The sequence below is a fragment of the Streptomyces sp. CB01881 genome (genome assembly GCF_002953255.1).
Classification (GTDB): domain Bacteria; phylum Actinomycetota; class Actinomycetes; order Streptomycetales; family Streptomycetaceae; genus Kitasatospora.
The window spans coordinates 1,284,822-1,295,515 of the sequence record NZ_CP026498.1 but is presented as its reverse complement, the minus strand read 5'-3'; the positions used below and the strand labels follow the sequence as shown (position 1 = coordinate 1,295,515).

Here is a 10,694-nt window from a genome sequence, read left to right as displayed (position 1 = left end):
CGCGAACGAGATATCGACACGCCCTACCCAACGACCCACCCCCGCCGAGGTACCGGCCACATCATCAGTTCATCCGAAACAGCTACATGCGAAGGATGGGGCTAGCGGGCGGCCCCCTCCACGAATCCCAGCCCGGCGGCCCTGCCGCCACCGGGCCGGTGGATGCCGCCCGCGCGACCGGCGGACCTCATCCAGTACCCCATCGTGGAGAACCGACGCATGACCACTCATGCCGCCGTGCCGTTCCGGCACGGCCTGCTGTCCATCTCGGCCGCCGCCGTCGCCTGGGGCGTGGGCGGCGCCGTGGCCGCACTGCTGCTGCGCACCAGCGGCCTCGGCCCGGTGGCCGTCTGCTGCTGGCGCTTCGGCGTCGCGGCGCTCTGCCTTGCCCTGCTGCCGGCGGGCGCGCGCGAAGCCGCGGGGCCGCGGCGGGCGACCGTGCTCACCGGGCTCGGGCTGGCCGTCAGCCAGTGCGCCTACTTCGGCTCGGTGCAGTACGCGGGTCTCGGCCTCGGCACGCTGGTCACCATCGGCGCGGGGCCGGTCCTGACCAGCCTGGGCGCCCACCTGTTGCTCGGCGAGCGCCTCACCGCACGGGCGGCGGCCGCCGCCGTGCCGGCGCTGGGCGGGCTGGCGCTGCTGGTCGCCGCGCCGGCGGCGGGCCCGCGTCCGGCCCTCGGTGTCGCGCTCGCCGTGCTGGCGGGCGCGGGGCAGAGCGGGCTCACGCTCTGGGCACGCGGCGGCGGGTCGGCGCGGGCGACCACCGGCGCGTTCACCACCGGCCTGCTCTGCCTGCTGCCGACGGCCTTCGTCGAGGGCGGCGTGCTGCCGGCGGCGGGTGACCCGGTCCTGACGGCGGGCGCGCTGCTCTTCCTGGGCACCGTGCCTACCCTGCTCGCCTACCGCTGGTACTTCGCCGGCCTGGCCGCCGTCCCGGGCACGACGGCCTCCGTGCTCGTCCTGCTGGAGCCGGCGACGGCCGCCCTGATCGCCGTCGCCCTCCTCGGCGAGCCGCTCACCCCGGCCCTCGCGGCCGGCTCCGCGCTGCTGCTCGCGGCGATCGCCGCCCTGGCCCGCGAGGGCGGCTGACGGCGGGCCCGCCCGTGCCCCCGGCGGGGCGCGGGCGGGCGCGGGCCGTGTGGTCCGTCCTACGGCACCGGCCGCAGGGTCGGCGGCCGCGGGACGAGGGCCCGCAGCACGACGTCGATCCGGACGTGGGCGGCGCCCGCGCGCAGCAGGGCCGTGGAGACGGCGCGTAACTCCTCGGGGCCGGTGCAGGCGAGGCGGAGTTCGAGGTCGGCGTCCCCGGCCAGGGCGAGCCCGCTCTGCACGGCGGGGAACTCGGCGGCCAGCCGGTCGAAGTCGAGCGGGACGGGGCCGAAGCGGATCCGGGCGAGGGCGTGCAGGGACCGGGCCGCCCCGGGCTCCGGGTCGCCGCCCGGGAGCAGCCGGAGGGCGGTCACCGGGTCTGGAGCACGGCCGTCGGGGCGGGGGAGCCGGTGCCGGGGACGGGCGGCGCGACGAGGCGCGGGTCCAGCACCAGGGTGTCGATGCCGAGGGGTGCGGCAAGCGCGCGCAGTGCCGGCTCCCCGAGCTCGGTGGTCGCCTGGTCCGGCCCGAGCAGGGCGGTCAGGGCCGCGGCGGAGCTGAAGCCGACCGCGCAGCGGCGGCCGTCGCGGAGGCGGAAGAGCCGGAGGGCGGTGGTGCGTCCGGTGACGGTGACCGGGACGTGCCAGACGACGCGGGCCATGCGGGTGCTCCCGGGTGGTGGAGGGGCCTGCCGGAACTGCTCCTCCGACGCTAGGGCGTCCGCGGGCCACCGGTCGCCGTCCTGACGCGGTGTTGACCGAATGGGGTGCCGTATTGACGGGCTTCTGACGGTGGCGCCGCAGCGACGGATCCAACGCTCCTTATTCTTCCCTATAACTGGTGCCGTCATGGTAGTTTGCGGAGTGATAGAGGGGCTCGGGGAAGGTGGCGTCCGATGCCGCAGTACTACTCGGTGGAACAGGTGGCCGAGCTGCTGGGGCTGCACGTCCGCACCGTGCGCGGCTACGTCCGCGACGGACGGCTGAAGGCGGCCCGGATCGGCAAGCAGTACCGGATCACCGCGGAGGACCTCGCGGCGTTCACCGGCGCCCCGGCGGTGCCCGCGCCGGCCGTCGTCGCGCCGGAGCTCCGTGCCGAGGCGTCCACGATCGTGCAGGTGGACGGCATCGGCACCCGGGAGGCGGCCCGCCTCGCCAGCACCGTGATGGCGGCGATCTCCGGCCCCCGGGAGGGCGGCCGGCCGCTCAAGTTCCAGACCGTCCACGACGAGGAGCGCTCGACGCTCAAGGTGATCGTCTTCGGCGGGCTGGCCGACACCGCCGAGCTGCTCGTCCTCATCAATGCGCTGATCAGGGAGAACCGTCATGTCTGAGCACCACGAGGCCACCGAGACCGTCGAGACCGTGGCCGGCTCCGAGGTCGTCGAGATCGCCGGGACCACCGTCCTGCGCCTGCCCGCCGAGGGCACGGTGATCGGCGGCGAGCGGGACGCGATGGACCTGATCGGCGACGCGATGGGCCGCGACGCCACCTGGGTCGTCGTCCCGGCCGCCCGCCTCGGGGAGGACTTCTTCCGGCTGAGCACCCGCGTGGCGGGCGGCATCGTGCAGAAGTTCGTCAACTACCGGATCGGCCTGGCCGTCACCGGCGACATCTCGGAGCACGTGGCCGCCAGCAGCGCCCTGCGCGACTTCGTGGTCGAGAGCAACCGCGGCAACCAGCTCTGGTTCCTCGCCGACGCCGGGGAGTTCGACGCCCGGCTCACCCGGGCCTGAGCCCTCTCCGTTTGCCCTGCGCCCGTCCCGGGACCACGGTGGAGCTGACCGCCGACGGCCCGGGGCGGGCGTCGGCGTGTGCTCCGGGACGGGGGGTGGTGGAGTGGAGGGGCGATCACGAGATATCTTGACATCAAGACGTTGGAGACGTGAAGCGGAGTACCGATGACTGACTCGACCATCATCTATACGCACACCGACGAGGCGCCGGCCCTGGCAACGTACTCGTTCCTGCCCGTGGTCCAGGCCTACGCCTCGACGGCCGGCGTGCAGGTGGAGACGCGCGACATCTCCCTGGCCGGCCGGATCATCGCGAGCTTCCCGGAGCGTCTGGAGGAGGGCCAGCGGATCGAGGACGCCCTCGCCGAGCTGGGCGAGCTCGCCAAGACCCCCGGCGCCAACATCATCAAGCTGCCGAACATCTCGGCCTCCATCCCGCAGCTGAAGGCGGCCGTCGCCGAGCTCCAGGCGCAGGGCTACGCGCTGCCGGACTACCCGGACGACCCGCAGACCGACGAGGACAAGGACGTCCGCGCCCGCTACGACAAGGTCAAGGGCAGCGCCGTCAACCCCGTCCTGCGCGAGGGCAACTCGGACCGCCGCGCCCCCGCGTCGGTCAAGAACTACGCCAAGACGCACCCGCACCGCATGGGCGCCTGGACGGCCGACTCCGAGACCAACGTCGCTACCATGGGCCAGAACGACTTCCGCTCCACCGAGAAGTCCACCGTGATCGCCGCCGACGGCTCGCTGCGCATCGAGCTGGTGGCCGAGGACGGCGCCACCACCGTGCTGCGCCCGTCGGTGCCGGTCCTGGCCGGCGAGGTCGTGGACGCCTCGGTGATGCGCGCCGCCGCCCTGAACGAGTTCCTGGCCGCGCAGGTCGCCCGTGCCAAGGCCGAGGGCGTGCTGTTCTCGGTGCACCTCAAGGCCACCATGATGAAGGTCTCCGACCCGATCATCTTCGGCCACGTGGTCCGCGCCTTCTTCCCGCAGACCTTCGCCAAGTACGGCGAGGCGCTCGTCGCCGCCGGCCTGAACCCGAACAACGGCCTCGGCGGCATCCTGGGCGGCCTCGACAAGCTGGCCAACGGTGCCGAGATCAAGGCCTCGTTCGAGGCCGAGCTGGCCGACGGCCCGGCCCTGGCCATGGTCGACTCCGACAAGGGCATCACCAACCTGCACGTGCCGAGCGACGTCATCGTCGACGCCTCGATGCCGGCCATGATCCGCACCTCCGGCCACATGTGGGGCCCGGACGGCAACGAGGCCGACACCCTGGCCGTCCTGCCGGACAGCAGCTACTCCGGCGTGTACCAGGCCGTCATCGACGACTGCCGTGCCAACGGCGCCCTCGACCCGGCCACCATCGGCTCGGTGCCGAACGTCGGCCTGATGGCGCAGGCGGCCGAGGAGTACGGCAGCCACGACAAGACCTTCGAGATCCCGGCCGCGGGCACCGTCCGCCTGGTCGACACCGAGGGCAACGTGGTGCTGGAGCAGGCCGTCCAGGCCGGCGACATCTTCCGCGCCTGCCAGACCAAGGACCTGCCGATCCGCGACTGGGTCAAGCTGGCCGTCACCCGCGCCCGCGCCACCGGCAGCCCGGCCGTCTTCTGGCTGGACGAGGGCCGCGCGCACGACGCCGTCCTGATCGGGAAGGTCAAGGAGTACCTGCCGGAGCACGACACCGAGGGCCTGCAGATCGAGATCAAGACGCCGGTCGAGGCGACGAAGTTCTCGCTGGAGCGGATCCGCCGCGGTGAGGACACCATCTCCGTCACCGGCAACGTGCTGCGCGACTACCTGACCGACCTCTTCCCGATCCTGGAGCTGGGCACCAGCGCCAAGATGCTGTCGGTCGTCCCGCTGATGAACGGCGGCGGCCTGTTCGAGACCGGCGCCGGCGGCTCCGCCCCGAAGCACGTCCAGCAGCTGGTCAAGGAGAACTACCTGCGCTGGGACAGCCTGGGCGAGTTCTTCGCGCTGGCCGCCAGCTTCGAGCACCTGGCCCAGTCCACCGACAACGCCCGCGCCCAGGTGCTGGCCGACACGCTGGACCGCGCCACCGGCACCTTCCTGAACGAGGACAAGTCGCCGAGCCGCCGCCTCGGCGGCATCGACAACCGTGGCAGCCACTTCTACCTGGCCCTGTACTGGGCCCAGGAGCTGGCCCAGCAGAGCGCCGACGCCGAGCTGGCCCAGGCGTTCGCGGGTCTGGCCGAGGCGCTGTCCGAGCAGGAGCAGACCATCGTCGAGGAGCTCATCGCCGTCCAGGGCTCCCCGGTCGAGCTCGGTGGTTACTACCAGCCCGACCCGGCCAAGGCCGCGGCCGCGATGCGCCCGTCGAAGACCTTCAACGACGCGCTGGCCAACCTCGGCTGATCCAGGCCCGGTTGAACGCTGATCCAGGCCCGGTTGAACGGGGAGGTCCCGGAGTCCGCACAGGACTCCGGGACCTCCCGCGTACCCGGGGCGTCAGTGACCGCCTTCCGGGCGGGCGTGGCGGGGGAGCAGGAAGGCGACCAGGAAGGCGAGCGCCATCAGGCCGGCGGTCAGGCCGAAGGTCCGGCCCGCCGCGTACTGGAAGCCCTCCGGGCCGGCCCAGCCGAAGAACGCGGTGCCGAGCAGTGCGACGCCGATCGAACCGCCGAGCTGCTGCTGGGCGTTGAGCACGCCGGAGGCCGAGCCGGTCTCGGCGTCCTCGACGCCGGCCAGGGCGATGTCGAAGAACGGCGCCATGATCAGGCCGAGGCCGAACCCGGTGGCGGCCAGCGCGGGGATCAGCTCCCAGCTGGTCAGGCCGCCGGCCCAGTGGTCGACGCAGGCCCAGAGGCCGAGCGACCCCGCGGCGGCGACGGCCATGCCCGCGTGCAGGACCCGGCGGCCGAACCGCGGGCCGAGGAAGCCCCCGGAGAGGATCGCGCCGACCACGATGCCCAGCGAGAGCGGGATCATGCTGAGGCCGGAGTGCAGCGAGGTCCAGCCGAGGCCGAGCTGGAGGTAGAGGGTGAAGGTCAGCAGCAGGCCGGAGAGCGCGGCGAAGAAGACCAGCCCGGTGGCGAGCGCCGAGGTGAAGGCCCGCTTGGCGAAGAGCGAGGGCTCGATCAGCGGGGTACCGCCGCGCCGCAGCACACGGCGCTGGTGGAGGACGAAGAGCCGGAGCACCGGCAGCGAGGCGGCCATGGACAGGTAGGTCCAGAGCGGCCAGTCCAGCTCGCGCCCCTGCACCAGCGGGTAGACCAGCAGCAGGACGGCGGCGCTGAGCACCAGGACGCCGACCGGGTCGAGCCGGCCGGCGCCGGCGGTGCGGGGGGTGCGGTCGGCGGGCAGGATCCTGACCGCGGCGAGCACCGCGAGCAGGCCGAGCGGCAGGTTGATCAGGAAGACCATCCGCCAGCCGGTGCCGAACCAGTCGGCGTCGGTGAGGTAGCCGCCCAGCGTCGGCCCGAGGACGGAGGAGAGCCCGAGGACCGGGCCGAAGAGGCCGAACGCGGCGCCCGTCTCCTTCGGCGGGAACATCGCCTTGATCAGGCCGAGCCCCTGCGGGATCAGCAGGGCGGCGAAGAGGCCCTGGACGGTCCGGGCGGCGATCAGCGTGCCCGGGCCGGGCGCGGCGGCGCAGAGCACCGAGGCGAGGGTGAAGCCGGCCGCGCCGGCGACGAAGAGGTTCTTGCGGCCGAGGAGGTCGCCGAGCCGGGCGCCGGTGATCAGCAGGACGGCGAAGGCGAGCGTGTAGGAGGCGGAGATCCACTGGATCTGCGCGTCGCTGCCGCCGAAGTCGCGCTGGACGGCGGGGGAGGCGACGCCGACGATCGTGGTGTCGAGGAGGTCCATCACCTCGGCGGCCAGGATCACGGCGAGGGCGGCCCAGCGCAGCCGGTAGCCGGCCGGTTCGGGCTCGGCGGCCTCGGTGGCGGGTCGGGGTGGGGCGGTCTGACTGGTCATGGGAGGGCTCTCCGGGGAGATATGAGCTGAACGAACCACGTTCGCCCTAATGAACACTGTTTCCTTGCGGCGAACAGTGTTCTCCCATGGAACAGTGTTCGTGTCAAGTAGTGTGGGACCCGTCAACGACCACGAAGGAGCCCTCCATGACCAGTGCCGCCCCGCGTCCGAGCTGGTCGGCGCACTGGCAGGAGAAGGAGAAGGCGGCGTCCAGGCGCCAGCCGCTGAGCCGCGAGCGGATCGTCGAGGCCGCCCTGCGGATCGTCGACACCGAGGGAATGGACGCGCTGAGCATGCGCCGGGTCGGCCAGGAGCTCGGCACCGGCGCCGCCAGCCTCTACGCCCACGTCGGCAACAAGGACGAGCTGGTCGAGCTCGTCCTCGACCTGGCGTACTCCGAGATCGCCCTCGAAGAGCCGGACCCGGCCAACTGGGAGGACCAGCTCAAGCGGCTGATGCGCCGCTCGCGGGACGTCCTGCTCGGCCACCGGGACCTCGCCAAGGCCGCCGTGGTCGCGAACGTCCCCGTCACCCCGCACGCCATGGACATCGCCGACACCATGCTGGGCATCCTGCGCGCCGGAGGGCTGGACGAGCAGACCGCCGCGTACGGCGTGGACCTGCTCGGGCTGTACACCACCGCGACCACCTTCGAGGCGTCCACCCGCAGCGCCCACACCGAGGCCGACGCGGAGGCCTACACCGGACGGGTGCGGGAGTACTTCGGCACGATCCCGGCCGACCGCTACCCGATGATCACCTCGATGGCCGCCGCGCTCACCCGCAACGTCGGCGACGAGCGTTTCGAGTTCGGCCTGGACATCCTGGTCGCCGGCCTCGCCCGGCAGAGCGGCGGGGCCGGGCAGGGCGGCGGACCGACGGGCTGACGGGCTGACGGGCCGCCGGGCGGCCCCCGGGAACGACGGAACCCCCCGCCCGGGCGTCGGGCGGAGGGTTCCTCGGTGGGCGGTGGGGGCTCAGCCGGCGTCGGCCGCCGACGCCGGGCGCCGGCCGCGCTTGTCCAGCGAGGCCAGGTACGCGTTGTACGCCGCCAGCTCGGCGTCGCCGCTGCGGTCCTCGGCCCGGTCCCGGCGGCGGGACACCCGCTGCTCGGAGCGCATCCACTGGTAGACCAGCGCGATCAGCACGATCGCGGTCGGGATCTCGCCGAACGCCCAGGTGATGCCGCCGGCCAGCTTCTGGTCCTCCAGGAGGCTGGTCCCGGGCGGCGCGCCGGCCTCGGTGAAGGTCGTCACCAGCGGGTGGGCGGCCATCATCACGGCCACGCCGAAGAAGGCGTGGAACGGCATCCCCATGAACAGCTCGATGATCCGCATCACGTGGCCGGGGCGGTTCGGGCCCGGGTCCACACCCATGATCGGCCAGAAGAACGCCAGCCCGGTGGCCAGGAAGTGCACCATCATGAAGATGTGCCCGAGGCGGTACTGCATCAGGAAGTCGAACAGCGGGGTGAAGTACACCCCGTACAGGCTCGCGATGAACAGCGGAATGGTGAACGCCGGGTGCGAGATCACCTTGACGTAGGTGCTGTGCAGCAGCGCCACCAGCAGCTCGCGCGGCCCGCGGGGGCGCCCCTTCCCGGCCGGGCGCAGCGCCCGCAGCGCCAGCGTGATCGGCGCGCCGAGCAGCAGCAGGATCGGTGACAGCATCGAGAGCACCATGTGCTGCATCATGTGCGCGCTGAACAGCACCATGCCGTAGTCGTTCAGCCCGGTGCAGGTGACCAGGATCACCGAGCCGACGCCCGCCACCCAGCCGACGGCCCGGCCGATCGGCCAGCGGTCGCCGCGCCGGTACAGCCGCACCACGCCCGTCCCGTACAGCGCCAGCGCGACCAGGCCGCCGATCAGGAACACCCAGTCGGGGGACCAGGTCATGACGTTGGAGAGGGAGAACGGCCCCAGCTCCGTCATCCCTCCGTGGTGGTGCATGCCTGACATTCCGTCGCCCATGGGCGGGTCCTGCTTTCCCTCGTCGCGGCCCCCGGACGGGTCCGGTTCGCCCGTTTTGCTTCGGCATACAGAGTAGGCGGGCCTTACCCCGGTGCTTTCCCCGGCCCCCGCCCCGCGCGGGCCCGCCGGCCCGCTCGGCCGCCCGGCCATCCCCACCGCACGACCCGGCCGCCCGACCGGGGTACCCGTTCGGCTACCCCGGTCGCGCGCCCCTTCCGAGGCGCCGGTCAAGCCGCCCGAACGTTCTTTCCCGGGCCTTTCCCGGCCGGAAGGATCGGAACGCACCCGGGCAGCAGACCGAGATCCGCCGGGGGTTCACATCGAGAGGCAGGGCCATGACCCCACAGGACCACTGGTGGACCGAGAGCGACAGCTACGTCGCGGACATCCTCTCGGTGTTCGCGGCGGCGCCGGACCGCCCCGCCGTTCACTGGCGGGGCGAGGCGCTCTCCGGCGGTGAGCTGATCCGGTCCGTCACCGGCACCCTCCGCGCGCTGCGGGACAGCGGCGTGGGACCGGGGGACGTCGTGGCCGTCCTGGTCGCCCCCAACAGCCCCGAGATGCTCACCGCGCGGTACGCCGCGCACCTGCTCGGCGGCGCCGTCTGCTACCTGCGCTCCACCAATCCGGGGACCAGCTCGGCGATCCTTCCGCCGGCCCACCAGATCCAGATCCTGCGCGACACCGCGGCCGTGACGGTCTACGCGGACGACGAGAGCGCGCAGCGCGCCCTGGAGCTCGCCGAGGGCGCCGGCGGACTCCCGGTGACGCGCGTCCGCCGCGCCGGCGCCGGCGCGGCGGGCGGCACCGCCGAGGCCGGCGCCCCCACCGCCGCGCCGTGGGACCCGCAGGCCCTGTCGGTGATCAGCTTCACCAGCGGGAGCACCGGACGGCCGAAGGGCATCCGGCTGGCGGGCCGGGTCTGGAACGGCTCGGTCCGGGGGATGGTGGCGGCCGACCGCGCGGCCGAGTCCGTGAAGCTGCTGGTGACGACCCCGCTGAGCCACACCGTGGCCGCGATGGCCGACGCCGCCCTCGCCCTGGGCGGGGAGATCCACCTCCACGAGGCCTTCGACGCCGGGCGGTTCGTCGCGGCCGTCTCCGAGCAGGAGATCTCGTGGACCTTCCTGGCGACGACCCAGCTGTTCCAGCTGCTCGACCACCTGGACGAGCGCGGCGCCCTGGACCTCGCCTCCGGCGGCCTGTCCTCGCTGAAGCGGCTGATCTACAGCGGCAGCCCGGCGGCGCCCGCCAGGATCGCGCAGGCGGTCCGCATCCTGGGCCCCGTCATGGTGCAGGCCTACGGCACCGGGGAGACCGGCCGCATCACCTCGCTGCGCCGCGAGGACCACTACGACCCGTGGCTGTCGACCACCGTGGGGCGCCCCTTCCCCGAGGTGGAGGTCGTCGTCGGCGACCCGAACACCGGCGAGCCGGTGGCGACCGGCGAGGTCGGCGAGGTCCGGGTGCGTTCACCGCACCTCATGGACGGCTACACCGGAGACCCGGAGCGGACGGCGAAGGTCCTCCGGGACGGCTGGTACTTCACCGGGGACATCGGCTACTCCGACGAACGCGGCTACCTCCACCTGCTGGGCCGGGTGGCGGACGTGGTCAAGGTCGGCGGGGTCAAGGTCCATCCGACGGTGGTCGAGCGGGAGATCCTCTCACTGCCGGGCGTCCGCCACGCCGCCGTCTACGGCGTGCAGGACCGGGACGGCGCCGAGCACCTGCACGCGACGCTGGTCTGCGACCCGGCGGCGGAGGTCCGGACGGAGGCCGTCCGTGCGCACCTCGCCGAGTCGCTGTCGGTGCTGCACGCGCCCGAGAGGATCAGCCTCGTCAGTGCGCTGCCGCTGAACGACAACGGCAAGCCCGACAAGCTGCGACTGCGGCTGCTGGAGGCCTGATCCACCCGGCCCGGCACGCGGAAGCCCGGCATCCCGCC

Annotated in this window: 10 protein-coding genes; 6 read left to right on the top strand and 4 right to left on the bottom strand. The window is 73.1% G+C overall.

What is annotated here, in order from left to right:
- The first annotated feature begins 219 nt into the window (after positions 1 to 219).
- The gene (locus tag C2142_RS05660) at positions 220 to 1,089 is read left to right on the top strand and encodes a DMT family transporter (RefSeq protein WP_148641369.1); all 870 of its coding nucleotides are present in this window, start codon (positions 220 to 222) and stop codon (positions 1,087 to 1,089) included.
- 59 nt (positions 1,090 to 1,148) lie between these two features.
- On the opposite strand, the gene C2142_RS05655 is transcribed toward C2142_RS05660, so the two are convergent.
- Positions 1,149 to 1,463: a hypothetical protein gene (locus tag C2142_RS05655; RefSeq protein WP_148641368.1), complete on the bottom strand. Its 315-nt coding sequence runs from the start codon at positions 1,461 to 1,463 to the stop codon at positions 1,149 to 1,151.
- Complete coding sequence (locus C2142_RS05650; RefSeq protein WP_148641367.1) at positions 1,460 to 1,750, bottom strand: SAV_915 family protein; 291 nt, start codon at positions 1,748 to 1,750, stop codon at positions 1,460 to 1,462. The genes C2142_RS05655 and C2142_RS05650 overlap by 4 nt, the downstream gene beginning before the upstream one ends.
- A 234-nt stretch (positions 1,751 to 1,984) precedes the next feature.
- Between C2142_RS05650 and C2142_RS05645 the strand changes: the two genes are divergently transcribed.
- From C2142_RS05645 to C2142_RS05635, 3 genes are all read left to right on the top strand, one after another.
- The gene (locus tag C2142_RS05645; RefSeq protein WP_148641366.1) at positions 1,985 to 2,422 is read left to right on the top strand and encodes a helix-turn-helix domain-containing protein; all 438 of its coding nucleotides are present in this window, start codon (positions 1,985 to 1,987) and stop codon (positions 2,420 to 2,422) included.
- Positions 2,415 to 2,825: a DUF4180 domain-containing protein gene (locus tag C2142_RS05640; RefSeq protein WP_148641365.1), complete on the top strand. Its 411-nt coding sequence runs from the start codon at positions 2,415 to 2,417 to the stop codon at positions 2,823 to 2,825. Before C2142_RS05645 ends, C2142_RS05640 begins: the two co-directional genes overlap by 8 nt.
- Positions 2,826 to 2,990: 165 nt before the next feature.
- A complete protein-coding gene (locus C2142_RS05635) occupies positions 2,991 to 5,210 on the top strand; it encodes an NADP-dependent isocitrate dehydrogenase (protein ID WP_148641364.1) in 2,220 nt (739 codons plus the stop codon).
- 93 nt (positions 5,211 to 5,303) lie between these two features.
- Here C2142_RS05635 and C2142_RS05630 read toward each other — a convergent pair whose 3' ends face one another.
- Positions 5,304 to 6,773, bottom strand: coding sequence for an MFS transporter (locus C2142_RS05630; RefSeq protein WP_148641363.1), 1,470 nt, complete (start codon positions 6,771 to 6,773; stop codon positions 5,304 to 5,306).
- Positions 6,774 to 6,919: 146 nt separating this feature from the next.
- Here C2142_RS05630 and C2142_RS05625 point away from each other — a divergent pair, with 146 nt between their 5' ends.
- Positions 6,920 to 7,660 carry a TetR/AcrR family transcriptional regulator C-terminal domain-containing protein gene (locus tag C2142_RS05625; RefSeq protein ID WP_162002413.1) on the top strand — a complete coding sequence of 247 codons (741 nt, stop codon included), beginning with the start codon at positions 6,920 to 6,922 and terminating at the stop codon, positions 7,658 to 7,660.
- 90 nt (positions 7,661 to 7,750) lie between these two features.
- On the opposite strand, the gene C2142_RS05620 is transcribed toward C2142_RS05625, so the two are convergent.
- The gene (locus C2142_RS05620) at positions 7,751 to 8,725 is read right to left on the bottom strand and encodes a cytochrome c oxidase assembly protein (protein WP_148641361.1); all 975 of its coding nucleotides are present in this window, start codon (positions 8,723 to 8,725) and stop codon (positions 7,751 to 7,753) included.
- Positions 8,726 to 9,081: 356 nt separating this feature from the next.
- Between C2142_RS05620 and C2142_RS05615 the strand changes: the two genes are divergently transcribed.
- Complete coding sequence (locus C2142_RS05615; protein WP_148641360.1) at positions 9,082 to 10,656, top strand: AMP-binding protein; 1,575 nt, start codon at positions 9,082 to 9,084, stop codon at positions 10,654 to 10,656.
- Positions 10,657 to 10,694: the final 38 nt, after the last annotated feature.

Coding starts and splice junctions, on each gene's coding strand:
- C2142_RS05660 (WP_148641369.1), top strand. CDS start 220: ATGACCACTCATGCCGCCGTGCCGTTCCGGCACGGCCTGCTGTCCATC.
- C2142_RS05650 (WP_148641367.1), bottom strand. CDS start 1,750: ATGGCCCGCGTCGTCTGGCACGTCCCGGTCACCGTCACCGGACGCACC.
- C2142_RS05645 (WP_148641366.1), top strand. CDS start 1,985: ATGCCGCAGTACTACTCGGTGGAACAGGTGGCCGAGCTGCTGGGGCTG.
- C2142_RS05640 (WP_148641365.1), top strand. CDS start 2,415: ATGTCTGAGCACCACGAGGCCACCGAGACCGTCGAGACCGTGGCCGGC.
- C2142_RS05635 (WP_148641364.1), top strand. CDS start 2,991: ATGACTGACTCGACCATCATCTATACGCACACCGACGAGGCGCCGGCC.
- C2142_RS05630 (WP_148641363.1), bottom strand. CDS start 6,773: ATGACCAGTCAGACCGCCCCACCCCGACCCGCCACCGAGGCCGCCGAG.
- C2142_RS05625 (WP_162002413.1), top strand. CDS start 6,920: ATGACCAGTGCCGCCCCGCGTCCGAGCTGGTCGGCGCACTGGCAGGAG.
- C2142_RS05620 (WP_148641361.1), bottom strand. CDS start 8,725: ATGCACCACCACGGAGGGATGACGGAGCTGGGGCCGTTCTCCCTCTCC.
- C2142_RS05615 (WP_148641360.1), top strand. CDS start 9,082: ATGACCCCACAGGACCACTGGTGGACCGAGAGCGACAGCTACGTCGCG.